Origin of the sequence: Enterobacter wuhouensis, assembly GCF_004331265.1 — a bacterium.
Classification (GTDB): Bacteria; Pseudomonadota; Gammaproteobacteria; order Enterobacterales; family Enterobacteriaceae; genus Enterobacter; species Enterobacter wuhouensis.
The window spans coordinates 113,615-136,292 of sequence record NZ_SJOO01000010.1 but is presented as its reverse complement, the minus strand read 5'-3'; the positions used below and the strand labels follow the sequence as shown (position 1 = coordinate 136,292).

23 protein-coding genes are annotated in these 22,678 nt (G+C 56.6%); 9 read left to right on the top strand and 14 right to left on the bottom strand.

Going from position 1 to position 22,678, the window contains the following annotated elements; all coding sequences use genetic code 11:
- Positions 1-35: 35 nt before the first annotated feature.
- From E0L20_RS19215 to dolP, 4 genes are read left to right on the top strand one after another with little or no spacing between them, the layout of a single operon-like run.
- A complete protein-coding gene (locus tag E0L20_RS19215; RefSeq protein ID WP_131635335.1) occupies positions 36-2,159 on the top strand; it encodes a penicillin-binding protein activator in 2,124 nt (707 codons plus the stop codon).
- Positions 2,117-2,512 (top strand): YraN family protein, encoded by a 396-nt coding sequence (locus tag E0L20_RS19210; RefSeq protein ID WP_131635334.1) that lies wholly within the window; start codon positions 2,117-2,119, stop codon positions 2,510-2,512. Before E0L20_RS19215 ends, E0L20_RS19210 begins: the two co-directional genes overlap by 43 nt.
- 21 nt (positions 2,513-2,533) lie before the next feature.
- Positions 2,534-3,124 carry a DnaA initiator-associating protein DiaA gene (gene diaA, locus E0L20_RS19205; RefSeq protein ID WP_006178740.1) on the top strand — a complete coding sequence of 197 codons (591 nt, stop codon included), beginning with the start codon at positions 2,534-2,536 and terminating at the stop codon, positions 3,122-3,124.
- A gap of 9 nt (positions 3,125-3,133) precedes the next feature.
- Positions 3,134-3,709 carry a division/outer membrane stress-associated lipid-binding lipoprotein gene (gene dolP, locus E0L20_RS19200; protein ID WP_131635333.1) on the top strand — a complete coding sequence of 192 codons (576 nt, stop codon included), beginning with the start codon at positions 3,134-3,136 and terminating at the stop codon, positions 3,707-3,709.
- Between the two features lie 50 nt (positions 3,710-3,759).
- On the opposite strand, the gene E0L20_RS19195 is transcribed toward dolP, so the two are convergent.
- Together E0L20_RS19195 and E0L20_RS19190 are read right to left on the bottom strand one after the other, a co-directional pair.
- A complete protein-coding gene (locus tag E0L20_RS19195; protein WP_131635332.1) occupies positions 3,760-4,797 on the bottom strand; it encodes a permease in 1,038 nt (345 codons plus the stop codon).
- Positions 4,798-4,837: 40 nt separating this feature from the next.
- The gene (locus E0L20_RS19190; protein WP_131635331.1) at positions 4,838-5,482 is read right to left on the bottom strand and encodes an NAD(P)H-binding protein; all 645 of its coding nucleotides are present in this window, start codon (positions 5,480-5,482) and stop codon (positions 4,838-4,840) included.
- Between the two features lie 128 nt (positions 5,483-5,610).
- Here E0L20_RS19190 and E0L20_RS19185 point away from each other — a divergent pair, with 128 nt between their 5' ends.
- Positions 5,611-6,129, top strand: coding sequence for a type 1 glutamine amidotransferase domain-containing protein (locus E0L20_RS19185; RefSeq protein WP_131635330.1), 519 nt, complete (start codon positions 5,611-5,613; stop codon positions 6,127-6,129).
- Here the strand turns inward: E0L20_RS19185 and E0L20_RS19180 are convergent.
- On the bottom strand, positions 6,109-6,543 hold the full coding sequence (locus E0L20_RS19180) for a YhbP family protein (RefSeq protein ID WP_131635329.1): 435 nt from the start codon (positions 6,541-6,543) through the stop codon (positions 6,109-6,111). The two genes, E0L20_RS19185 and E0L20_RS19180, sit on opposite strands and share 21 nt — an antisense overlap.
- A 14-nt stretch (positions 6,544-6,557) precedes the next feature.
- On the opposite strand from E0L20_RS19180, the gene E0L20_RS19175 reads away from it, so the two are divergent.
- Positions 6,558-6,887, top strand: a complete 330-nt coding sequence (locus tag E0L20_RS19175; RefSeq protein ID WP_131635358.1) for a GIY-YIG nuclease family protein — start codon at positions 6,558-6,560, stop codon at positions 6,885-6,887.
- On the opposite strand, the gene E0L20_RS19170 is transcribed toward E0L20_RS19175, so the two are convergent.
- Positions 6,874-7,377, bottom strand: coding sequence for a GNAT family N-acetyltransferase (locus E0L20_RS19170; RefSeq protein WP_131635328.1), 504 nt, complete (start codon positions 7,375-7,377; stop codon positions 6,874-6,876). The genes E0L20_RS19175 and E0L20_RS19170 overlap by 14 nt on opposite strands.
- The gene (gene ubiT / locus E0L20_RS19165) at positions 7,371-7,895 is read right to left on the bottom strand and encodes a ubiquinone anaerobic biosynthesis accessory factor UbiT (RefSeq protein WP_131635327.1); all 525 of its coding nucleotides are present in this window, start codon (positions 7,893-7,895) and stop codon (positions 7,371-7,373) included. The genes E0L20_RS19170 and ubiT overlap by 7 nt, the downstream gene beginning before the upstream one ends.
- Positions 7,896-8,115: 220 nt before the next feature.
- On the opposite strand from ubiT, the gene ubiU reads away from it, so the two are divergent.
- The 3 genes from ubiU to E0L20_RS19150 all read left to right on the top strand — a co-directional run bounded on the left by ubiU (position 8,116) and on the right by E0L20_RS19150 (position 11,083).
- Positions 8,116-9,111, top strand: a complete 996-nt coding sequence (gene ubiU / locus E0L20_RS19160) for a ubiquinone anaerobic biosynthesis protein UbiU (RefSeq protein ID WP_131635326.1) — start codon at positions 8,116-8,118, stop codon at positions 9,109-9,111.
- A gap of 7 nt (positions 9,112-9,118) precedes the next feature.
- Entirely contained in the window at positions 9,119-9,997 is an 879-nt protein-coding gene (locus E0L20_RS19155; RefSeq protein WP_121424757.1) for a U32 family peptidase, read from the top strand.
- 78 nt (positions 9,998-10,075) lie between these two features.
- Positions 10,076-11,083, top strand: a complete 1,008-nt coding sequence (locus E0L20_RS19150; RefSeq protein WP_125915249.1) for a luciferase-like monooxygenase — start codon at positions 10,076-10,078, stop codon at positions 11,081-11,083.
- An 89-nt stretch (positions 11,084-11,172) separates the two neighbouring features.
- Here E0L20_RS19150 and mtr read toward each other — a convergent pair whose 3' ends face one another.
- The 9 genes from mtr to infB form a co-directional block, all read right to left on the bottom strand.
- Positions 11,173-12,417 (bottom strand): tryptophan permease, encoded by a 1,245-nt coding sequence (gene mtr / locus E0L20_RS19145; protein ID WP_131635325.1) that lies wholly within the window; start codon positions 12,415-12,417, stop codon positions 11,173-11,175.
- Positions 12,418-12,559: 142 nt separating this feature from the next.
- Positions 12,560-14,446 carry a DEAD/DEAH family ATP-dependent RNA helicase gene (locus tag E0L20_RS19140; protein ID WP_131635324.1) on the bottom strand — a complete coding sequence of 629 codons (1,887 nt, stop codon included), beginning with the start codon at positions 14,444-14,446 and terminating at the stop codon, positions 12,560-12,562.
- The gene (yrbN, locus tag E0L20_RS19135) at positions 14,439-14,519 is read right to left on the bottom strand and encodes a protein YrbN (RefSeq protein WP_097397692.1); all 81 of its coding nucleotides are present in this window, start codon (positions 14,517-14,519) and stop codon (positions 14,439-14,441) included. The genes E0L20_RS19140 and yrbN overlap by 8 nt, the downstream gene beginning before the upstream one ends.
- Before the next feature lie 107 nt (positions 14,520-14,626).
- Positions 14,627-15,511, bottom strand: a complete 885-nt coding sequence (nlpI, locus tag E0L20_RS19130; protein ID WP_131635323.1) for a lipoprotein NlpI — start codon at positions 15,509-15,511, stop codon at positions 14,627-14,629.
- Positions 15,512-15,619: 108 nt separating this feature from the next.
- Positions 15,620-17,755 (bottom strand): polyribonucleotide nucleotidyltransferase, encoded by a 2,136-nt coding sequence (gene pnp, locus E0L20_RS19125; protein WP_131635322.1) that lies wholly within the window; start codon positions 17,753-17,755, stop codon positions 15,620-15,622.
- A gap of 242 nt (positions 17,756-17,997) precedes the next feature.
- Positions 17,998-18,267, bottom strand: coding sequence for a 30S ribosomal protein S15 (gene rpsO, locus E0L20_RS19120; protein WP_003861789.1), 270 nt, complete (start codon positions 18,265-18,267; stop codon positions 17,998-18,000).
- Positions 18,268-18,422: 155 nt separating this feature from the next.
- Positions 18,423-19,373 carry a tRNA pseudouridine(55) synthase TruB gene (gene truB, locus E0L20_RS19115; RefSeq protein ID WP_131635321.1) on the bottom strand — a complete coding sequence of 317 codons (951 nt, stop codon included), beginning with the start codon at positions 19,371-19,373 and terminating at the stop codon, positions 18,423-18,425.
- Positions 19,373-19,777 carry a 30S ribosome-binding factor RbfA gene (gene rbfA / locus E0L20_RS19110; protein ID WP_003024988.1) on the bottom strand — a complete coding sequence of 135 codons (405 nt, stop codon included), beginning with the start codon at positions 19,775-19,777 and terminating at the stop codon, positions 19,373-19,375. The genes truB and rbfA overlap by 1 nt, the downstream gene beginning before the upstream one ends.
- A gap of 212 nt (positions 19,778-19,989) precedes the next feature.
- The gene (gene infB, locus E0L20_RS19105) at positions 19,990-22,677 is read right to left on the bottom strand and encodes a translation initiation factor IF-2 (RefSeq protein ID WP_131635320.1); all 2,688 of its coding nucleotides are present in this window, start codon (positions 22,675-22,677) and stop codon (positions 19,990-19,992) included.
- Position 22,678 lies beyond the last annotated feature (1 nt).

Here is a 22,678-nt window from a genome sequence, read left to right as displayed (position 1 = left end):
TTGAGCATTGCGTAAAAAAAATCACTGGATACAGTATGGTACCCTTAACGTTACTTCGAACAAAAGCCGCGCGTAGCGTGCCTCTCCTGCTGGCAGCCCTGATCTTCGCTGGCTGTGGCACCCAGGCACCCGACCAGACCGCTGCCCATATGCAGGGTTCGGCTCAGGCTGATTCTGGTTTTTATCTGCAACAAATGTCGCAGAGCTCAAATGATACCCGGATCAACTGGCAATTACTCGCCATTCGTGCACTGCTGAAAGAGGGTAAAACCCAGCAGGCCGCTGAACTGTTCAACCAGCTGCCTCAGGATCTTAACGACACCCAGCGTCGTGAGCAGGGTCTGCTGTCGGCCGAGCTGAAGGTGGCGCTGAAAAATTACGAGTCCGCGAAGAAAATTCTCGGCAATATCGACGTCAGCGCGCTGGATAAAAACCAGCAGGCTCGCTTCTGGCAGGCCGGTATCACCGCTGAACAGGGTCGCCCTTCCCTGACGCTGCTGCGCGCCCTGATCGCACAGGAGCCGCTGCTCGCCGGTGCGGACAAGCAGAAAAATATCGATGCGACCTGGCAGGCGCTCGCGTCCATGACGCAGGAGCAGGCTCGGGCATTGGTCATCAATGCAGACGAAAACGTGCTGCAGGGCTGGCTGGATCTGCAGCAGATGTGGTTGACCAACCGCAGCGATCCAAAGATGCTGAAAGCCGGCATTACCGACTGGCAGACCCGCTATCCGCAAAACCCGGGCGCAAAAATGCTGCCAACCCAGCTGGTGAACGTGCAGAACTTCAAGCCAGCCTCCACCAGCAAAATCGCCCTGCTTCTGCCGTTGAACGGCCAGGCGGCGGTATTTGGCCGCACCATTCAGCAGGGTTTTGAAGCGGCGAAAAATGGCATCATGCCCGTGTCCGGCAGCGCAGTTCCGGAGCAGGCCGCTCAGGCAGCAAACGTGAATGACGTTGTTAGCCCGTCTGCCGCAGAGACCAGCGACCTGACCACGGCGCAAACGCCTGCGCAGGGCACCATGCAGAACCCGGTCACCGCGCCAACGACGCCTGCGACAGCTCCTCCGGCACCGGCAGAAACACCTGCCCCGGCAACGGCTGAACAGCCGCAGCCGCAAACCGCGCCAGCGGAACAGCAGCCTGTCGCCCAGCCACAAACCGTGGCAACCACCAGCGCTGCGACGGGCGCTGAGCTGAAAATCTACGACACCAGCTCTCAGCCGCTTGACCAGGTACTGGCCCAGGTGCAAAAAGATGGCGCGAGCATCGTTGTCGGCCCGCTGCTGAAAAACAACGTGGAAGAGCTGATGAAGAGCAGCACCACGCTGAACGTGCTGGCGCTCAACCAGCCAGAGAACGTGCAAAACCGCGCCAACATCTGCTACTTCGCGCTTTCTCCGGAAGACGAAGCGCGCGACGCGGCGCGTCACATTCACGAGCAGGGTAAGCAGGCTCCGCTGCTGCTCATCCCACGCAGCACGCTGGGCGATCGCGTGGCAAATGCCTTTGCTCAGGAGTGGCAAACGCTCGGCGGCGGCGTAGTGCTGCAGCAGAAGTTTGGTTCGGCCTCTGAGCTGAGAGCAGGCGTCAACGGCGGTGCAGGCATTGCGCTGAACGGCAGTCCGGTCTCCGCAAGCCTGCCGCAGCAGCAGGGCGTGACCATCGGCGGCCTGACCATTCCTGCTCCACCTACCGACGCGCAAATTAGCGGGGGTGGTAAAGTCGATGCGGCCTATATCGTCGCCACGCCGGAAGAGATTGCCTTCATTAAGCCAATGATCGCGATGCGTAACGGCAGCCAGAGCGGCGCAACGCTCTACGCCAGCTCGCGCAGCGCGCAGGGCACCGCTGGCCCGGATTTCCGTCTGGAGATGGATGGCCTTCAGTACAGTGAAATCCCAATGCTGGCGGGCAGCAACCCGGCGCTGATGCAGCAGGCGCTCGGCGCGGTACGTAACGACTACTCGCTGGCGCGTCTGTATGCGATGGGTGTCGATGCATGGGCACTGGCAAACCACTTTACCCAGATGCGCCAGGTGCCGGGCTTTGAGCTTAACGGCAATACCGGCGATCTGACCGCCACTCAGGATTGTGTGATTAACAGGAAGTTATCATGGCTCAAATACCAGCAGGGGCAAATCGTCCCGGCCAGTTAAGCCGTAAAGAGACCGGTGACGCGTGGGAGTTAAAAGCGCGTCGCTGGCTTGAAGGCAAAGGACTGCGCTTCGTCGCCGCCAACGTCCGCGGACGCGGCGGCGAAATTGACCTGATTATGAAAGAAGGTCAAACCACCGTGTTTGTTGAAGTGCGTTTTCGACAGTCATCCCGTTTTGGCGGTGCTGCCGCCAGCGTGACGTTCGCCAAACAACAAAAATTATTACAGACTGCCCACTTGTGGCTCGCCCGCCATAATGGGAGTTTTGATACTGTGGATTGCCGGTTCGATGTGATAGCCTTCACCGGAAATGAGATCGACTGGCTTAAAAACGCTTTTGGCGAAGACGCATAATTAAGATTTAAAAGGGATAACGTGCTCGATAGAATTAAAGTGTGCTTCACAGAAAGCATCCAGACTCAGATTGCCGCGGCGGAAGCCCTCCCGGACGCGATCTCTCGCGCAGCCATGACGCTGGTACAGTCCCTGTTGAATGGCAACAAAATCCTCTGTTGTGGCAATGGCACGTCAGCCGCCAACGCACAGCATTTTGCTGCCAGCATGATCAATCGTTTTGAAACAGAACGACCGAGTTTACCCGCCATTGCACTAAATACCGATAATGTGGTCTTAACAGCGATTGCTAACGATCGTCTGCATGACGAGATTTACGCTAAGCAGGTGCGCGCCCTGGGCCATGCCGGAGACGTGCTGCTGGCGATTTCCACGCGCGGCAACAGCCGGGATATCGTCAAAGCCGTTGAAGCAGCCGTCACCCGCGATATGACTATCGTGGCCCTGACCGGCTATGACGGCGGGGAACTGGCCGGGCTACTCGGGCCGCAGGATGTGGAGATCCGCATTCCGTCCCACCGCAGCGCGCGTATTCAGGAAATGCATATGCTGACGGTAAACTGCTTATGCGATCTGATCGATAACACGCTTTTTCCTCACCAGGATGATTAAGGAGTACTAATGAAGGCTTTATCGACCCTCGCAGTCCTAACGTCTGCACTGTTACTTCAGGGATGTATTGCAGCGGCCGTTGTCGGCACCGCGGCAGTGGGTACCAAAGCGGCAACCGATCCGCGTTCTGTTGGAACGCAGGTAGATGACGGTACGCTTGAACTGCGCGTCAACAGCGCGCTGTCGAAAGACGAACAAATCAAGAAAGAAGCGCGCATCAACGTGACGGCCTACCAGGGCAAAGTGCTGCTGGCAGGCCAGGCACCGAATATGGATCTGGCCTCACGCGCGAAACAAATTGCGATGGGCGTAGAAGGTACAACGGAAGTGTTTAACGAAGTGCGTCAGGGCCAGCCAATTGGCCTGGGCGACGCCTCATCCGATACCTGGATTACCACCAAAGTTCGCTCCCAGCTGCTGGGCTCCGACCAGGTGAAATCCTCTAACGTGAAGGTGACCACCGAGAACAGCGAAGTGTTCCTGCTGGGCCTGGTGACCGAACGTGAAGGGAAAGCGGCGGCGGATATCGCCAGCCGGGTGAGCGGCGTGAAGCACGTCACCACCGCGTTTACGTACATTAAGTAAGCCACACCTTACTGTAGGCCCGGTAAGCGCTAGCGCCACCGGGCTTTTTTTTACAGCAACGCAACACTCCCCACTATCACCCCGCTCAACGCCACCAGCCCCGCAGTCAGCCATAGCGCTTTCGCCGGGAATGACTTACGCAGCATGATGAGCGACGGCAGGCTAATAGCAGGCAGCGTAATCAGCAGCGCCAGCGCCGGTGCCGTTCCCATGCCCGCCAGCATCATGGTCTGCACAATCGGAATTTCAGCGGCCGTTGGGATCACAAACAGGCAGCCTGCAACGGCCATCGCAACCACCCACATCAGCGTGTTGTCGATAGCGCCATCCGCATGCGGGAACAGCCAGACGCGCGCCGCGCCCAGAACCAGCACCGCCAGGATATAAACGGGAATGGTGCTCCAGAATAGCTGCCACAGCGCTTTGCCCCAGCGGGCAAAGAATCCCCCCTGCGGCTCGACGATCTCCAGCTCAACGGACGCAGGCTCTGGCGCGTTATCCTTCACCAGGTTTTGCACCAGCGTCGCCACCACCAGCACCGTCACCAGCCCGGCAGCCAGGCGGATCGCGGCAAAATGCCAGCCGAGCACGAAGCCCATAAATACCAGCGTCGCCGGATTGAGCAGCGGGTTGCCCATCCAGAACGCCAGCGCGCCGCCCATCGATACGCGCTGACGGCGCATCCCAGCGGCCACGGGCGCGGCGCAGCAGGAGCACATCATGCCCGGCAGGGAGAAAATGGTCCCCAGCAGCGTGCCCTGAAAGCGCGGCTGCCCCAGCGTTTTCACCAGCCAGTTACGCGGGATAAGCACCTGTATCAGCGAGCCCAGAATCACGCCGAGTACGGCGGCTTTCCAGACGGCAAGGAAGTAAACCATGGCGTAATCCCATGCCGCCTGAAGCGGGCTGGAATCAGCCTGAGCGAGAATAGATTTACCGATGCTGTGCGTTTCGGCAGCGGTGAAGGCTTTGCCGTAGTACGGCTGCCATTTCACATACCAGAGGCCGACAATGACCACGAGAAAGAAAAGTGCGGGCTTCCACCACTGAAAAGGCGTAGCCGCCTGAGATGAAGACTGACCAGTCATAGCATTCCCCGGAGAGTGTTATTTAATTAGCCGGGGGAGTTTACGCCTCGCCCTGTGCGATTTCACGCAGTTTTGCCGAAGGGATGATGTTCACGCCTTCCTGCGAGGGAGAAAGCGCCTCTTTTAGCATCGCGCGCGCCACGTCCCGCGCCTCGATGGATTTCCAGTTGCCGGGAAGGATACGAAACAGAGGCGCAAAAAATGACTCGTTAAAACGCCGCTCGTCGCGATGACCGATCAGCATGGAGGGGCGCACGATCGTCAGGCGCTCCCACTTCTGCGCAATCAGCGCATCCTCCATTTTGCCCTTCACCTTGTTATAGAAGAAAGGCGAGCTGGCATTTGCACCGTGGGCGCTTACGACCAGAAAATGCTTCGCCCCCAGCTTTTTCGCGGTGAGCGCCGTATCCACCACCAGCGTGTAGTCGGCGTGGATAAATGCCTCTTTACTGCCCGCCTCGCGCCGCGTGGTGCCGAGACAGCAAAAGGCGATATCAATCGGGTCCTGCACCTGCGCCAGCGCGTCGGTCAGCTGCGGATCGTGCGGGTTAAAGACGCCCGAGATATCCGCCAGCGGGCGACGCGTCGGAGCAGCAATGTAGTTCACATGGCGATCCTGAATCAGCAGCCGCAGCAGATGATCGCCCACCAGCCCGGTGGCGCCCGTAATCAATACCTGACTCATCGTATCCCCTTTACAGAATTGTCCGTTTGCGAACTCAGCGTGGTCTACCACACTTAGAAGTCTGTTACAGGTAAGTATTTACCACAAACGGAGAAAAATCAGTCTGAACCCAAAACAACGGAGGAAGCATGGGCAAGAAAATCGCAGTCTTGATTACCGACGAGTTTGAAGATTCAGAATTCACCTCTCCTGCAGAGGCGTTCCGCAAGGCGGGACATGAGGTCATCACCATTGAGAAAGAAGCGGGCAAAACGGTGAAAGGCCATAAGGGAGAAGCCAGCGTGACGATTGATGAGTCTATCGATAACGTCAGCCCGTCCGATTTCGACGCCCTGCTGTTACCCGGCGGCCATTCACCGGATTCCCTGCGCGGGGACGAGCGCTTCGTGACGTTTACCCGTGACTTCGTGGGAACAGGCAAACCGGTGTTTGCTATCTGTCACGGTCCGCAGCTGCTGATCAGCGCCGAAGTCGTGCGCGGGCGCAAACTGACCGCCGTGAAGCCGATCGTTATCGATCTGAAAAACGCGGGCGCGGAGTTTTACGATCAGGAGGTCGTGAACGACAAGGACCAGCTGATCACCAGCCGCACCCCGGACGATCTCCCGGCGTTTAACCGGGAAGCGCTACGCCTGCTCGGGACGTAACCAGTGCAGCTTTTTGCCAAAGCCCAGGGTGTTGTCGGTAAATTTCAGCTCATCGAGGCGGATTTCCCACACCGGGGCCTTTAGCGCAGCCGCAACAGGGAAGCGACGCGTGTAGCGTATACGCCGCGCGTCGCTCTCTTCTCCGTCCAGCCGACGGATTTCACCTTTGAACTGCACCCCGCGGATCAGTGCGACGGTTTTCGGCTGGCCGTTTACCGTGCCAGCTATCTTCGCCTGCTGGCCGGTCATCTGCGCATGCCGGGTTTTGTCTTCGCTCATGACGTAAAACGCCACGCGCTCCGGATCGTAGTAATAAAACGCGTTCGCGCACCACATCTCACCCTCGTCATAGACGCACCAGGTCACGACATGCTGCTTCGCCAGCCAGCGGCTAATGGCGGCCAGTGTTTCCATTTTCGTTCTCTCTCATGCTATGGTGCGTTCACCTTAACATACTGAATCCGTTTACCGTGTGCTGGTTTCTCTATCTTGTCCGAACCGCTGATAACGCACTCTACACCGGGATCACCACCGATGTGGCGCGGCGTTTTTTACAGCATCAAACGGGGAAAGGCGCTAAGGCGCTGCGGGGGAAAGGGGAATTACGGCTCGCCTTTTCTGCACCTGTGGGCGACAGATCGCTGGCGCTAAGGCTTGAGTACCGCATCAAGCAATTGACGAAGCGCCAGAAAGAGCGCCTCGTCACCGGAGACGGCTCTTTTGAAGCGCTACGCGAGAGCCTGATTAAAAGCGATTAAAATGATCGTGGTAATCCACCAGGCCGTTCACGCCGCTAAGGGCGTCATCCGCCAGGCGATGGACCTGGAAAGCGGATTCGGTGCCCGGCCAGCGGCAGCGCAGATCGTATTTCGCCGCCGGCTCAAAGCCCAAACGGCCATAGAATTCTGGCTCGCCCAGCGTAACCACCGCGGCATAGCCAAACTCATTCAGCGAGTCCAGCCCTTCATAAACCAGCTGGCGCGCCAGACCCTGCCCGCGATAGTTTTCATCGATCGCCAGGGGTGCCATTCCGACCCACTGAAGATCCTCGCCCTGAACGATCACCGGGCTGAAGGCCACATAGCCCACCACCTGACCTTCGTCATCGGTGGCAACCAGCCCCAGCGTGATCAGGCCGTCTTCGCGGAGATCGTGGACCAGCTGGGCTTCCGCATCGCTCTCAAAAGAGCGGCGTAACAATGCATCGATACCCGGTGCATCAATCCCAATTTCGACTCGAATCAGCATGGCTCACCTACTGAAGTGTGTTTACCGTCCGGCGGGGTTTTCAGCCCGGCCTCAACGAAATCTGCCATTTGCATTAACATCACGCGCAGCGCTTTCGGCATCTGCTCCAGCTCAATGGCATCCATTAAATTCTTCACGTACAGGCCCAGCTCCGTGTCGCCTTCAATCACCAGACGGCGCTGGAAGAAGAGCGTATCCGGGTCCTGCTTACGCGCGGCGATCATCAGCAGATCGCTGGCGTCTGCGCTAAAGCTCACGTCCGCCTCGGCGGACTCGCGCACGATCAGCTGGCCGTTCTCAACGGAGGTAAACCAGCGCAGCCCGATGTCGCGCACCTCGATACTCAGCCAGCGGCCTTCCAGAAATTCCAGCTCGCCATCCTGCAGCGCCTGACGGAACTGCCAGCTCAGCACCTGCTCCAGCACCTGACGTTTAAGCGCGAACGGCGCCAGCTTGACCGGCACGCTCAGCATTGATGGACCAAATTGTACGAGACGTGAACGCAGTTTCTCCAGCACGAGCTTTACTCCCTGATATCTGTAATCCCGCTATTTTGCCACATCCATTCCAGAACATAGCGGCGTAAATCAACAAACCGACGTCCGGCTTACCTCATTATTGGTGTCATCAATACGCCATTAGCTGCCTTAAATCAAAAATTGTCGCGTATGGGTTAATTAAAATCCCAGCTCGTTAACAATTTTGCGATCCCTGCGATCGACAACATCAGGATAATTTATGGAGCTGCTCTGCCCTGCCGGAAACCTTCCGGCGCTTAAGGCGGCCATCGAAAATGGGGCCGACGCGGTCTATATCGGGCTGAAGGATGACACCAACGCCCGCCATTTTGCTGGCCTCAACTTTACGGAGAAAAAGCTTCAGGAAGCCGTTAACTTCGTTCACCAGCACCGCCGCAAGCTGCACATTGCCATCAATACCTTTGCCCATCCTGACGGCTACGCACGCTGGCAGCGCGCGGTGGATATGGCGGCGCAGCTCGGCGCCGATGCGCTGATCCTGGCCGACCTCGCCATGCTTGAGTATGCGGCAGAACGTTATCCGCATATTGAGCGCCACGTCTCTGTTCAGGCATCCGCCACCAACGAAGAAGCCGTGCGTTTTTATCATCAAAACTTCAACGTCGCCCGCGTGGTGCTGCCGCGCGTGCTTTCGATTCATCAGGTTAAGCAACTCGCCCGCGTCACGCCAGTGCCGCTTGAGGTTTTTGCCTTCGGCAGCCTGTGCATCATGGCTGAAGGTCGCTGCTATCTTTCCTCTTATCTCACCGGTGAATCACCGAATACCGTCGGAGCCTGCTCCCCTGCCCGCTTTGTTCGCTGGCAGCAGACCCCGCAGGGGCTGGAATCTCGTCTGAATGAAGTGCTGATTGATCGCTATCAGGACGGTGAAAACGCGGGTTATCCAACGCTGTGCAAAGGCCGCTATCTGGTCGACGGCGAGCGCTACCACGCGCTGGAAGAGCCCACCAGCCTTAACACGCTGGAATTGCTGCCAGAGCTGCTGGCGGCCAATATCGCCTCGGTGAAAATCGAAGGTCGCCAGCGCAGCCCGGCCTACGTGAGCCAGGTGGCGAAAGTGTGGCGTCAGGCCATCGACCGCTGCATGGCGGACCCGCAGAACTACGCCCCGCATCCGGCCTGGATGGAGACGCTCGGTTCAATGTCCGAAGGCACGCAAACCACGCTTGGCGCGTATCACCGTAAATGGCAGTGAGATAATCATGAAATATTCATTAGGACCGGTGCTCTACTACTGGCCAAAAGAGACGCTGGAAGATTTTTACCAACAGGCCGCCGCCAGCAGCGCCGACGTGATTTACCTCGGCGAAGCGGTGTGCAGCAAGCGCCGCGCCACCAAAGTGGGCGACTGGCTGGATATGGCGAAAAGCCTGGCCGGAAGCGGCAAGCAGGTGGTGCTCTCGACGCTCGCGCTGGTGCAGGCGTCTTCCGAACTGGGCGAGCTGAAGCGCTACGTCGAAAACGGCGAGTTCCTGCTGGAAGCGAGCGATCTCGGCGTGGTGAACATGTGCGCCGAGCGTAAGCTGCCGTTTGTCGCGGGTCATGCGCTGAACTGCTACAACGCCGTGACGCTGCGCCTGCTGCTCAAGCAGGGAATGACGCGCTGGTGCATGCCGGTAGAACTCTCCCGCGACTGGCTGGCAAACCTGCTGAATCAGTGCGACGAGCTGGGCATACGCAATCAGTTCGAAGTGGAAGTGCTGAGCTACGGCCATCTGCCGCTGGCCTACTCCGCCCGCTGCTTTACCGCGCGGTCGGAAGATCGTCCGAAAGACGAATGCGAAACCTGCTGCATCAAGTACCCGAACGGGCGCAGCATGCTGTCGCAGGAGAACCAGCAGGTGTTTGTCCTGAACGGCATTCAGACCATGAGCGGCTATGTCTATAACCTCGGCAACGAGCTGGCGTCGATGGACGGGCTGGTGGATATGGTGCGGCTGTCGCCGCTGGATACCGGCGTGTTCGCGATGCTGGACGCCTTCCGCGCCAACGAAAATGGCGCCGCTCCGCTACCGCTGACGGCAAACAGCGACTGCAACGGTTACTGGAAGCGTCTCGCCGGGCTGGAGCTGCAGGCGTAAAAAAGGCTCACTTTGTTAACAACGGTTATCATTTTTTAATGCAGTATTAAAGATTCACCGTCGACAAAGTGAGCTGTTATGACTGACAAAACCATTCCGTTTTCGGTGCTGGATCTGGCGCCGATCCCACAAGGCTCCTCGGCAAGAGAAGCCTTTTCACACTCTCTGGATCTGGCTCAGCTGGCCGAAAAGCGTGGCTATCACCGCTACTGGCTGGCCGAGCATCACAATATGGTAGGCATCGCCAGCGCTGCCACCTCGGTACTGATTGGCTATCTTGCAGCAAATACCACTACCCTGCACCTGGGCTCCGGCGGCGTGATGCTGCCGAACCATGCCCCGCTCGTTATCGCCGAGCAGTTTGGTACGCTGAATACCTTATACCCAGGCCGAATTGACCTGGGGCTTGGCCGCGCGCCGGGCAGCGACCAGCCAACCATGCGCGCCCTGCGCCGCCATATGAGCGGTGATATCGACAACTTCCCGCGCGACGTGGCCGAGCTGGTAGACTGGTTCGACGCGCGCGATCCGAACCCGCACGTGCGCCCGGTACCGGGTTACGGTGAGAAGATCCCGGTGTGGCTGCTAGGCTCAAGCCTGTACAGCGCCCAGCTCGCCGCACAGCTGGGGCTGCCGTTTGCGTTTGCCTCGCACTTCGCGCCGGATATGCTGCACCAGGCGCTGCATCTGTACCGCACGAACTTCAAACCGTCCGAGCGTCTTGAGAAGCCGTACGCGATGGTATGTATTAACATCATTGCCGCAGACAGCAACCGCGACGCTGAATTCCTGTTTACCTCAATGCAGCAGGCGTTTATGAAGCTGCGCCGCGGCGAGACCGGCCAGCTTCCGCCGCCGGTAGAGAATATGCACCAGCTGTGGTCCGCCTCCGAACAGTATGGCGTTCAGCAGGCGCTGAGCATGTCGCTGGTGGGTGATAAAGCGAAAGTGCGCCACGGGCTGGACGCGGTACTGCGCGAGACGCAGGCGGATGAGATTATGGTTAACGGTCAGATTTTCGATCACCAGGCGCGTTTGCATTCGTTTGACCTGGCGATGCAGGTGAAAGAGGAGCTGGTGGGGTAGCCATTGTTTCGCCCGGTGGCGCTGCGCTTACCGGGCCTACGGGATCGCGTAGGCCGGAAAAGGCGTAGCCGCCATCCGGCACAAAAGACTTACTGATACACGGGCAACAGGTTAAAGCTCGACAGCACGTGAACCAGCGCGTTGCCAACGCCAAACACCAGGATCAGCGCAATCATCGGCTTGCCGCCCCAGACGCGGAATTTGGGGCTGCCGAAGCGTTTACGTGATTTACGCGCCAGCAGCGCCGGTACAATCGCCGCCCAGATGGTTGCCGCCAGCCCTGCATAGCCAATGGCGTAGAGGAAGCCGTTCGGCCACAGCAGGCCGCCCACAATCGGCGGCAGGAACGTCAGCAGCGCGGTTTTGAAGCGCCCCATGGCAGAATCATCAAAGCCAAACAGATCCGCCAGGTAGTCAAACAGCCCCAGGGTCACGCCGAGGAAAGAGCTCGCCACCGCAAAGTTAGAGAAGACTACCAGCAGAAGATCCAGGCTGCGGCTGTTCAGCACGCCGCTCAGGGCCTGCACCAGCACGTCGATGTTACCGCCCTTTTGCGCAATGCCGATAAATTCTGGACGCGGGATGTTGCCCATCGTCCCCAGCAGCCAAATCACATACAGCCCCAGCGCCAGCAGCGTGCCGTAGACCAGACACTTCACGATGGTGCGCGGATCTTTGCCGTAGTACTTCATCAGGCTCGGCACGTTGCCGTGGTAGCCGAACGACGCCAGACAGAACGGCAGCGTCATCAGCAGGTACGGCGTGTAGGAGGTATTCACTTCCGCGACGTTAAACAGCGTGGCGGGCGTCACGTGCCCCAGCAGGCTGCCGAAGGTCAGGAAGAAGGTGATGACCTTCGCACCCAGCACGATCGCCGTCATGCGGCTCACCGCTTTGGTACTCATCCAGACGATAAACGCCACAGCCAGCGCAAAGCACAGCCCCGCCAGCCGCGCCGGAACGTTTAGCGACATCTCTGAGAAGGTGTGATGCAGGATTGAGCCGCTCGCCGAAATATATGCGTAGGTCAGGATGTAGAGCACAAACGCGATGGACAGCCCGTTCACCAGGTTCCAGCCTTTGCCCAGCAGATCTTTGGTGATGGTGTCGAAGCTTGAGCCAATGCGGTAGTTCAGGTTCGCCTCAAGGATCATCAGCCCGGAGTGGAGCATGCAGAACCAGGTGAACACCAGCGCCGCCAGCGACCAGAAGAACCACGCACCGGACATGACCACAGGCAGGGAAAACATCCCAGCACCAATGATGGTACCGCCGATGATCACCACGCCGCCAAGCAGCGAAGGTGACGTTTGGGTGGTGGTTAGTGTCGCCATACAGCCATTTCTCCAGTCAATAATGCGGTGATGCATGTTAATGTGCAGCACTGTACCAGTACAAGAGTACAAAAGAAATAAAAAAAGCCCCGATAGCATTTATCGGGGCTGTATATTTTACTTTACGTCAGGTGCGTAAGGCTTACGCGTCACGGCGACGGCTAGAGCCTTCGTCACGACGTGGGCCACGGCTTTCACGGCGTTCGCCGGAAAAACGACGTGGTTCACCGCGACCTTCGCTACGACCGCCTTCACGACGCTCGCCACCGAAGCTGCGACCACCGCCACGACGTTCACCACCGCGATCGGAGCGAGGCTGTGCATCACCCATCAGCTGCATGTTCATCGGCTTGTTCAGGATGCGGGTGCGCGTAAAGTGCTGCAGTACTTCGCCCGGCATGCCTTTAGGCAGCTCGATGGTGGAGTGAGTACCGAACAGCTTGATGTTACCAATGTAACGGCTGCTGATGTCGCCTTCGTTAGCGATCGCGCCAACGATATGACGAACTTCAACACCGTCATCACGGCCAACTTCAATGCGGTACAGTTCCATTTCGCCAGCGTCACGACGCTCGCGACGTGGACGGTCTTCACCACCACGCTCTGGACGATCGCCACGCGGGCCACGGTCATTACGGTCGCCACGACGTTCGAAACGATCGTCACGGTCACGGAATTCACGCTTAGGACGCATTGGCGCATCTGGCGGCACGATCAGGCTACGTTCGCCCTGAGCCATTTTCAGCAGTGCTGCAGCCAGGGTTTCCATGTCCAGCTCTTCGCCTTCAGCGGTAGGCTGAATCTGCGACAGCAGCGCACGGTACTGATCCAGATCGCTGCTTTCCAGCTGCTGCTGTACTTTCGCGGCGAATTTTTCCAGGCGGCGTTTGCCCAGCAGATCTGCATTTGGCAGGTCAGCTTCTGGAATGGTCAGCTTCATGGTGCGTTCAATGTTACGCAGCAGACGACGCTCGCGGTTCTCAACGAACAGCAGCGCGCGGCCAGCACGACCCGCACGACCGGTACGACCGATACGGTGAACGTAAGACTCGGAATCCATTGGGATGTCGTAGTTTACAACCAGGCTGATACGCTCAACGTCCAGACCACGTGCTGCCACGTCGGTTGCAATCAGGATATCCAGACGACCGTCTTTCAGACGTTCCAGAGTCTGCTCACGAAGGGCCTGGTTCATGTCGCCGTTCAGCGCTGCGCTGTTGTAGCCGCTACGCTCCAGGGCTTCAGCCACTTCCAGAGTCGCGTTTTTGGTACGAACGAAGATAATCGCCGCATCAAAATCTTCTGCTTCCAGGAAACGTACCAGCGCTTCGTTTTTGCGCATGCCGTACACGGACCAGTAGCTCTGGCTGATGTCCGGGCGAGTGGTAACGCTTGACTGAATACGCACTTCCTGCGGCTCTTTCATGAAGCGGCGGGTAATGCGACGGATTGCTTCCGGCATGGTTGCAGAGAACAGAGCGGTCTGATGACCTTCTGGGATCTGCGCCATGATAGTTTCGACGTCTTCGATGAAGCCCATACGCAGCATTTCATCTGCTTCATCCAGTACAAGGCCACTCAGTTTAGAGAGGTCCAGAGTACCGCGCTTCAGGTGATCCAGCAGACGGCCCGGCGTACCGACAACAATCTGTGGACCCTGGCGCAGGGCGCGTAACTGCACGTCATAACGCTGGCCGCCGTACAGGGCTACCACGTTTACGCCGCGCATATGTTTAGAGAATTCCGTCATAGCTTCTGCAACCTGAACAGCCAGTTCACGGGTTGGAGCCAGGACGAGGATCTGCGGTGCACGCAGGTCCGGATCGATGTTGTTCAGCAGCGGCAGCGAGAACGCTGCAGTTTTACCGCTACCAGTCTGGGCCATGCCCAGCACGTCACGACCAGAGAGCAGGTGTGGGATACACTCAGCCTGGATCGGAGATGGTTTTTCGTAACCCAGATCGTTAAGGGCTTCAAGGATAGGAGCCTTCAGGCCCAGATCTGCAAAAGTGGTTTCGAATTCAGCCATGTAGTACAAGTGCCTCGATATTAATGGCGGCCAGTCTACTTAGCTCATCGTGAAAATGATTAGCAATTTTCATTGAAAAGTGTGAACCGGCTCAAAGTAGGTGTATTGACGAACAACAACGCCCTCACCAGTTAAGGTGATGGCAATCAAAAGATTACGGGCTGATGTTTATGTCGTCAGCTATTGCTGGTCCGATTCTGCCAGGTCGTCTTGCTCCTGGCCCAAGAGCGATAATTCCAACAATGCATAACGGTGCTCAACGAAGTTGTGTACGTTGTTAGCAACCGCTAATTTGAACAGTGCCGTGGCGCTGTCCTTATCCCCCAGACTTAGGTAGTACTTACCTAAATAGAAGTTGGTTTCACTGAGATGCTCAGCGAGCGAGGTGTTATCCGTTGCGTCCGCCTTGAGGCGTTCCATCAGCGTTGCTTCGCTAATGTTCCCCAGGTAGAACTCGACAATGTTCCATCCCCACTGTTCCTTATCCGAACTGTCGAAGCGCTGTTTCAGTGCTTCTTTGGCCTGCTTTTCATCGAGCTTTCGCTCAACGACGTAAAGCCACAGGCTGCGGAAAGGATCATTAGGATCGTCATGATAAAACGCCAGCAGATCATCTTGCGCTAACTTATCACGACCGCCGTAGTACAATGCGATACCGCGATTCAAGTGCGCGTAGTTGTAAGTTGGATCAAGCTCAAGTACAGAATCAAACGCTTCATAGGCAGCATCAAAATTGCCTGCCTGCGTTAAATATATACCTAAGTAATTGAATACTTCAGGCATATCAGGTCGGATTGCCAGCGCTTGTGAAAAATCATTCCGCGCTAATGCCCTCAGACCGAGACTATCATACAACACTCCGCGCTCATATAAAAGCTGTGCGCGTTCGTCATCGGTTAAAGCCCGACTGGCAAGAATTTGTTCCATGCGTGCCAGAATCACTTCCTGCTGCAAAGTCGGTTGCAATGGCACTGCGAGGACTTCGCTCTTACGCCAGGCAGAGTTGCTGCATCCTGCCAGCGTTAAAGCTGTCGCAACGAAACACCAGCGCAAAAAAGGCTTCATTTCCCACTCCCGAAGACAACTATTGGATGAACGTCCTGTCCCCCGGCTGCTAACAAGGCGTCCTGCCTGATAATAGGCCCTCCGCAAAGCGGAGGGCAAATGGCAACCTTACTCGCCTTGCTGTTCTGCTGCCGGTGCTTCTGGCGCAGCAGCAGGAGACTGCTCGGTTGCTTCTTTAATGCTCAGACGGATGCGGCCCTGGCGATCAACTTCCAGAACTTTAACCGGGACTTCCTGGCCCATCTGCAGGTAATCGGTCACTTTCTCAACGCGCTTGTCGGCGATCTGAGAAATGTGTACCAGACCTTCTTTACCGCCACCGATGGCAACGAATGCGCCAAAGTCAACGATACGGGTCACTTTACCCGCGTAGATACGGCCCACTTCGATCTCTGCAGTGATTTCTTCGATGCGGCGGATAGCGAATTTCGCTTTCTCACCGTCGGTTGCTGCGATCTTCACAGTACCGTCATCTTCGATTTCGATAGTGGTGCCGGTCTCTTCGGTCAGAGCACGGATTACAGAACCGCCCTTACCGATAACGTCTTTGATCTTGTCTGGATTGATCTTGATGGTGTGGATACGCGGAGCGAACTGAGAAATGTCGCCGCGCGGCGCGTTAATCGCCTGTTCCATCACGCCCAGGATGTGCAGACGCGCACCTTTAGCCTGGTTCAGAGCAACCTGCATGATCTCTTTGGTGATACCTTCAATTTTGATATCCATCTGCAGCGCAGAGATACCTTCGCGGGAACCCGCGACTTTGAAGTCCATATCGCCCAGGTGATCTTCATCGCCCAGAATGTCAGACAGAACAACAAAGTTGTCGCCTTCTTTCACCAGGCCCATTGCGATACCCGCAACGGCGGCTTTGATTGGCACGCCTGCATCCATCAGCGCCAGAGAGGCACCACACACGGAAGCCATAGAAGAAGAGCCGTTAGATTCGGTGATTTCAGACACCACACGAACGGTGTACGGGAATTTGTCTGCTTCCGGCATCACTGCCAGCACGCCGCGCTTCGCCAGACGACCGTGACCAATTTCACGACGCTTCGGCGAGCCAACCATACCGGTCTCACCGACGGAGTACGGAGGGAAGTTGTAGTGGAACAGGAAGCTGTCAGTACGCTCGCCCATCAGTTCGTCGATGTTCTGTGCGTCACGTGCAGTACCCAGGGTTGCGGTAACCAGCGCCTGCGTTTCGCCACGGGTGAACAGCGCGGAACCGTGAGTACGTGGCAGAACGCCAGTACGAACGTCCAGACCACGGATCATGTCTTTTTCACGACCATCGATACGCGGCTCGCCTGCCAGTACGCGGCTACGAACGGTGTTTTTCTCGATAGCGTGCAGAATTTCGCTCAGCTCGTTAGCATCCAGGGACTCATCTTCAGCAACCAGCGTCGCGATGGTTTCTGATTTGATAACGTCAACCTGAGCATAACGCTCTTGTTTGTCGGTGATGCGGTATGCATCGCTCAGACGTGCGCCTGCCAGTGCAGCAACGCGTGCGTTCAGCGCGTCGTTCACCGCTTCTGGCTGCCAGTCCCAGCGTGGTTTACCGGCTTCTTTCACCAGGTCGTTGATGTTCTGGATAACGATCTGCTGCTGTTCGTGGCCAAACACCACCGCACCCAGCATCTGGTCTTCGCTCAGCAGTTCAGCTTCGGATTCAACCATCAGAACCGCCGCTTCAGTACCCGCAACAACCAGGTCCAGCTTACTTTCTTTCAGCTCTTCCTGAGTTGGGTTCAGCACGTACTGGTCGTTGATGTAGCCAACGCGCGCGGCACCGATTGGGCCATTGAATGGAATACCAGACAGTGACAGGGCAGCAGATGCGCCGATCATGGCAACGATGTCCGGGTTAACCTGTGGGTTAACGGAAACAACGGTCGCGATAACCTGTACTTCGTTAACGAAGCCTTCCGGGAACAGCGGACGAACCGGGCGGTCAATCAGACGCGCAATCAGGGTTTCGCCTTCGCTTGGACGGCCTTCACGACGGAAGAAACCACCCGGGATTTTACCGGCAGCGTAGGTACGCTCCTGGTAGTTAACGGTCAGCGGGAAGAAGTCCTGACCTGGTTTAGCTTTTTTCTGGCCAACAACGGTAACGAATACCGCAGTGTCATCCATGCTTACCATAACGGCAGCAGTAGCCTGACGTGCCATCATGCCGGTTTCCAGCGTGACGGTATGTTGACCATACTGGAATTTACGAACGATCGGATTCAGCAAAGTTCTGTCCTTTCTTAAATGTTTGACAGCACACCACCGGTGTGCTGACGATTTAACCCGACCTTCTTCGCATCCTCGCGACTAATGACAACCGACACCCCCATGGGTGAAGCCTCTCATTAGCCGCGCGAACCTCTGCAATGAAGATCATTTATAGCAACAATACAATAGTTTCCAGTGAATTGCTGCCGTCTGGTTGAAAAAAGGGGCCATCAGGCCCCCTTTTCTGAAACTCGCAAGACTTAGCGACGCAGACCCAGACGCTCGATCAGCGCGGTGTAGCGTGCAACATCTTTACGTTTCAGGTAGTCGAGCAGTTTACGACGCTGAGAAACCATACGCAGCAGACCACGACGGCTGTGGTGATCTTTTTTGTGCTCTGCAAAGTGACCCTGCAGGTGGTTAATCTGTGCAGTCAGCAGTGCAACCTGAACTTCGGTAGAACCGCTGTCGTTAGTACCACGACCAAACTCGGAAACGATTTTAGCTTTAGCTTCAACGCTTAGAGACATTTTCAAACTCCAGAATATAAAGAATGTAAGGATGCCGATCTCTAATTCAGCAATCCCAGTATACGACCAGCCGATTGTTAAACAATTTGCAGATCGTTAAGCGGCGATATTCTACTCGTCTCCCCTGCTTATCGCAAGGTGAGCCGCAATCGCCGTTAGGCTTCGACCGGATATTCAACGACCAGGCGACGAGGGGCAACACGCCCTTCGCCATCCATTTCACCCATGCCGATAAACTTACCCTCATCACCTTCGGTCACGCGTACCAGACCTTCCAGCGGCGCATCCGTGGTCCGCACCGGATTTCCGTTCTTAAAGTACACGGACGATGTTAAAGGAAGATTAACAATCGGGAAATCCGCTGCCGGACTGTCCATCGGCATCAGTAACGGGTCGAGCAAATCTGCCGGCGCAATTCCCTGCGCTTCAGCTTGCTCAGCCAGCTCACGGAGATGCTCCAGAGTGACCATGCGCTCAACCGGGTATGTGCTGACGGCCAGACGACGCAGGTAGATAACATGCGCGCCGCAGCCCAGCTTTTCGCCGAGGTCGTCAATGATGGTGCGAATATAGGTGCCTTTCGAACAGTGCACTTCCAGCTCCAGCTCATCGCCTTGATGGCGAATGAACAGCAGTTCGTACACGGTAATCGGACGGGCTTCGCGCGGGACGTCGATGCCCTGACGCGCATATTCGTAGAGCTTCTTGCCCTGATATTTCAGCGCCGAATACATCGACGGCACCTGCATGGTGTCACCACGGAAGCTTTCCAGCGCCGCATCAAGCTGTTCCGCGCTGAAGGTCACCGGACGCTCTTCCACGACCTGGCCGTCCGCGTCGGAGGTATCCGTGCGCTGGCCCAGTTTAGCGATAACGCGATAACGCTTATCGGAATCCAGCAGATACTGGGAAAACTTTGTCGCCTCTCCCAGGCAAACCGGCAGCATACCGGTCGCCAGCGGATCCAGCGCACCCGTATGGCCCGCGCGGTTGGCGTTAAAAATACGCTTCACTTTTTGCAGCACGTCGTTGCTGGATGCGCCCTGAGGTTTGTCCAGCAGCAGCACGCCATGCACGTCGCGACCGCGACGACGAGGACGACTCATCAGTCCTCCTTGCTGTCGTCCGCTGGGTTAACACGACGCTCATCGTCATGTTTCACCACGCTGGTCACCAGGTTGGACATGCGCATACCTTCGACCAGCGAGTTGTCGTAGAAGAAGGTCAGCTCTGGCACGATACGCAGGCGCATCGCTTTGCCCAGCAGAGAGCGGATGAAGCCAGAGGCTTCCTGCAGCGCTTTGATACCGTTTTTCACCGCGGCTTCGTCCTGATCGTTCAGGAAGGTCACGAACACTTTGGCATAGGCCAGGTCACGAGACATCTCTACGCCAGAGACGGTGGTCATCATGCCCACGCGTGGGTCTTTAATTTCACGTTGCAGAATGAGCGCGATCTCTTTCTGCATTTCCTGCGCTACGCGCTGAGGGCGACCAAATTCTTTCGCCATAATAAATTCTCCAGACAAAAAAGGGGCTAAAGCCCCTTTTTTAAATTATTGCCGGGTGGCGCTTCGCTTACCCGGCCTACGCTAGTTAATCTTCTAAGGATTTTGGGTTGCAACAAGGCGGCAAGCTCGTGAATCCCCGGGAGCATAGATAACTATGTGACCGGGGTGAACGAGCGCAGCCAACGCAGTGGCGGCCCAAAAGCCGACGAAGATTAAGCGATGGTACGCTGAATTTCGATGATCTCGAACACTTCGATCATATCGCCAACGCGAACGTCGTTGTAGTTCTTCACGCCGATACCACATTCCATGCCGTTACGGACTTCGTTAACGTCATCTTTGAAGCGGCGCAGGGATTCCAGCTCGCCTTCGTAGATAACCACGTTGTCACGCAGTACGCGGATTGGGTTGTGACGCTTGATGTTACCTTCGGTAACCATACAGCCCGCGATCGCACCGAATTTCGGTGATTTGAACACGTCACGTACTTCAGCCAGACCGATGATCTGCTGTTTCAGCTCAGGAGACAGCATGCCGCTCATGGCTGCTTTCACTTCGTCGATCAGGTTATAGATGACGGAGTAGTAACGCAGATCCAGGCTTTCAGCTTCGATCACTTTACGTGCAGACGCATCCGCACGAACGTTGAAGCCAACCAGGATGGCATTGGACGCTGCAGCCAGGGTTGCGTCAGTTTCGGTGATACCACCTACGCCAGAACCGATGATCTTCACTTTAACTTCGTCGGTAGACAGTTTCAGCAAGGAGTCGGAGATCGCTTCCACAGAACCCTGAACGTCGGCTTTCAGAACGACGTTCACTTCGTGAACTTCGCCTTCGGTCATGTTCGCGAACATGTTCTCGAGTTTAGATTTCTGCTGACGAGCCAGCTTAACTTCACGGAATTTGCCCTGACGATACAGTGCAACTTCACGCGCTTTTTTCTCGTCACGCACAACGGTCACTTCATCACCGGCAGCCGGAACGCCGGACAGGCCCAGGATTTCCACTGGAATGGACGGACCGGCTTCCAGCACTTCCTGACCCAGTTCGTTACGCATCGCACGAACGCGACCGTATTCGAATCCGCACAGGACGATGTCGCCTTTGTTCAGCGTACCTTCACGAACCAGAACGGTTGCAACCGGACCACGACCTTTATCCAGGAAGGATTCGATCACCGCGCCGCTCGCCATACCATTACGGATCGCTTTCAGCTCCAGAACTTCAGCCTGCAGCAGGATAGCGTTCAGCAGGTCGTCGATACCGGTACCCGCTTTTGCAGATACAGGGATGAACTGCGCTTCACCGCCCCACTCTTCCGGCATAACGCCGTACTGGGACAGTTCGTTCTTAACGCGGTCCATGTCAGCTTCTGGCTTATCGATTTTGTTGACTGCAACAACCAGAGGCACCTGCGCCGCTTTCGCGTGCTGGATAGCTTCGATGGTCTGTGGCATTACGCCATCGTCCGCAGCAACGACCAGGACAACGATATCCGTCGCCTGAGCACCACGAGCACGCATTGAGGTAAACGCTGCGTGTCCCGGGGTATCCAGGAAGGTGATCATGCCGTTTTCAGTTTCTACATGGTAAGCACCGATGTGCTGGGTAATACCACCCGCTTCACCGGAAGCAACCTTAGTAGAGCGAATGTAGTCAAGCAGAGAGGTTTTACCGTGGTCAACGTGACCCATGATGGTCACAACCGGTGCACGCGGTTCAGCCGCTGCGCCAGTGTCACGGTCGCTCATTACTGCTTCTTCCAGCTCGTTTTCACGACGCAGGATAACTTTGTGGCCCATCTCTTCGGCAACCAGCTGTGCGGTTTCCTGGTCGATGACCTGGTTGATGGTCGCCATTGCGCCCAGTTTCATCATCGCTTTGATGACCTGAGAGCCTTTAACCGCCATCTTGTTCGCCAGATCGCCAACGGTGATGGTTTCGCCGATCACAACGTCACGGTTAACCGCCTGAGCAGGCTTCTGGAAGCCCTGCTGCAGAGCAGAACCTTTACGCTTACCGCCTTTACCGCCGCGAACGGCAGCGCGTGCTTCTTCACGGTCAGCTTTGGATTCAGCGTGCTTGTTGCCTTTTTTCGCAGGACGCGCGGCTTTGGTGCTGCGCGTACGGCCACGACCACCTTCAACTTCACGGTCGTTGTCGTCTTCAGCCTGACGTGCGTGCTGAGAAGTGGTGACGTGATAATCGCTGGTGTCTTCAGTCGGTTCAGCGGTATTCACGCCGTTCTTCTCGTTTTCTTCTGCCATGCGACGCGCTTCTTCGGCGACGCGGCGAGCTTCTTCTTCAAGCTTGCGGCGGGCTTCTTCTTCCGCTTTACGCTTCAGCTCGGCAGCTTCATTTTCACGGCGGGCTTTTTCAGCCTGGGCAGTTTTTGTCATTTCGTCGGTCTGTTGATTGCTCACTTTGTCTTTTTCCGCAGCGTCACGCTTCACTTTATCACTTGCGTCGCGTTTCGCTTTTTCTGCGGCCTCACGTTCAGCTTTTAATTCTGCTTCACGTTTGGCAGTTGCTTCTGCCTCACGCTGAGCTTGTTCTTCCGCTTCACGCTGTGCCTGCTCTTCCGCGGCAAGGCGTTCTGCCTCTTGCGGATCACGTTTTACAAAGGTGCGTGTCTTGCGGACTTCAATTTGTACCGATTTGCTTTTACCACCGGTACCAGGAATGTTCAACGTGCTGCGCGTTTTGCGCTGCAGCGTCAGCTTGTCAGGCGTTGAGCCGTGTTCACGGTTCAGGTGCGCTAACAAGGTTTGTTTTTCTTGCGCGGTCACTGAGTCATCAGCGGACTTCGGGATCCCTGCATCAGCAAATTGCTGTACCAGGCGGTCCACGGAGGTCTGAATCTCAGCAGCCAGCGATTTTACAGTTACATCAGTCATG

Bases quoted from the DNA above. Each gene is read 5' to 3' on its own strand.
- E0L20_RS19210 (WP_131635334.1), top strand. From the start codon at position 2,117: ATGGCTCAAATACCAGCAGGGGCAAATCGTCCCGGCCAGTTAAGCCGT.
- E0L20_RS19150 (WP_125915249.1), top strand. From the start codon at position 10,076: ATGACTGACAAAACCATTCCGTTTTCGGTGCTGGATCTGGCGCCGATC.
- nlpI (WP_131635323.1), bottom strand. From the start codon at position 15,511: ATGAAGCCTTTTTTGCGCTGGTGTTTCGTTGCGACAGCTTTAACGCTG.
- E0L20_RS19195 (WP_131635332.1), bottom strand. From the start codon at position 4,797: ATGACTGGTCAGTCTTCATCTCAGGCGGCTACGCCTTTTCAGTGGTGG.
- E0L20_RS19180 (WP_131635329.1), bottom strand. From the start codon at position 6,543: ATGGAAACACTGGCCGCCATTAGCCGCTGGCTGGCGAAGCAGCATGTC.
- E0L20_RS19215 (WP_131635335.1), top strand. From the start codon at position 36: ATGGTACCCTTAACGTTACTTCGAACAAAAGCCGCGCGTAGCGTGCCT.
- mtr (WP_131635325.1), bottom strand. From the start codon at position 12,417: ATGGCGACACTAACCACCACCCAAACGTCACCTTCGCTGCTTGGCGGC.
- dolP (WP_131635333.1), top strand. From the start codon at position 3,134: ATGAAGGCTTTATCGACCCTCGCAGTCCTAACGTCTGCACTGTTACTT.
- ubiU (WP_131635326.1), top strand. From the start codon at position 8,116: ATGGAGCTGCTCTGCCCTGCCGGAAACCTTCCGGCGCTTAAGGCGGCC.
- E0L20_RS19175 (WP_131635358.1), top strand. From the start codon at position 6,558: ATGCTATGGTGCGTTCACCTTAACATACTGAATCCGTTTACCGTGTGC.
- E0L20_RS19185 (WP_131635330.1), top strand. From the start codon at position 5,611: ATGGGCAAGAAAATCGCAGTCTTGATTACCGACGAGTTTGAAGATTCA.
- E0L20_RS19140 (WP_131635324.1), bottom strand. From the start codon at position 14,446: ATGGCTGAATTCGAAACCACTTTTGCAGATCTGGGCCTGAAGGCTCCT.
- infB (WP_131635320.1), bottom strand. From the start codon at position 22,677: ATGACTGATGTAACTGTAAAATCGCTGGCTGCTGAGATTCAGACCTCC.
- E0L20_RS19170 (WP_131635328.1), bottom strand. From the start codon at position 7,377: ATGCTGATTCGAGTCGAAATTGGGATTGATGCACCGGGTATCGATGCA.
- E0L20_RS19155 (WP_121424757.1), top strand. From the start codon at position 9,119: ATGAAATATTCATTAGGACCGGTGCTCTACTACTGGCCAAAAGAGACG.
- yrbN (WP_097397692.1), bottom strand. From the start codon at position 14,519: ATGAAAATTGCTAATCATTTTCACGATGAGCTAAGTAGACTGGCCGCC.
- truB (WP_131635321.1), bottom strand. From the start codon at position 19,373: ATGAGTCGTCCTCGTCGTCGCGGTCGCGACGTGCATGGCGTGCTGCTG.
- rpsO (WP_003861789.1), bottom strand. From the start codon at position 18,267: ATGTCTCTAAGCGTTGAAGCTAAAGCTAAAATCGTTTCCGAGTTTGGT.
- E0L20_RS19190 (WP_131635331.1), bottom strand. From the start codon at position 5,482: ATGAGTCAGGTATTGATTACGGGCGCCACCGGGCTGGTGGGCGATCAT.
- rbfA (WP_003024988.1), bottom strand. From the start codon at position 19,777: ATGGCGAAAGAATTTGGTCGCCCTCAGCGCGTAGCGCAGGAAATGCAG.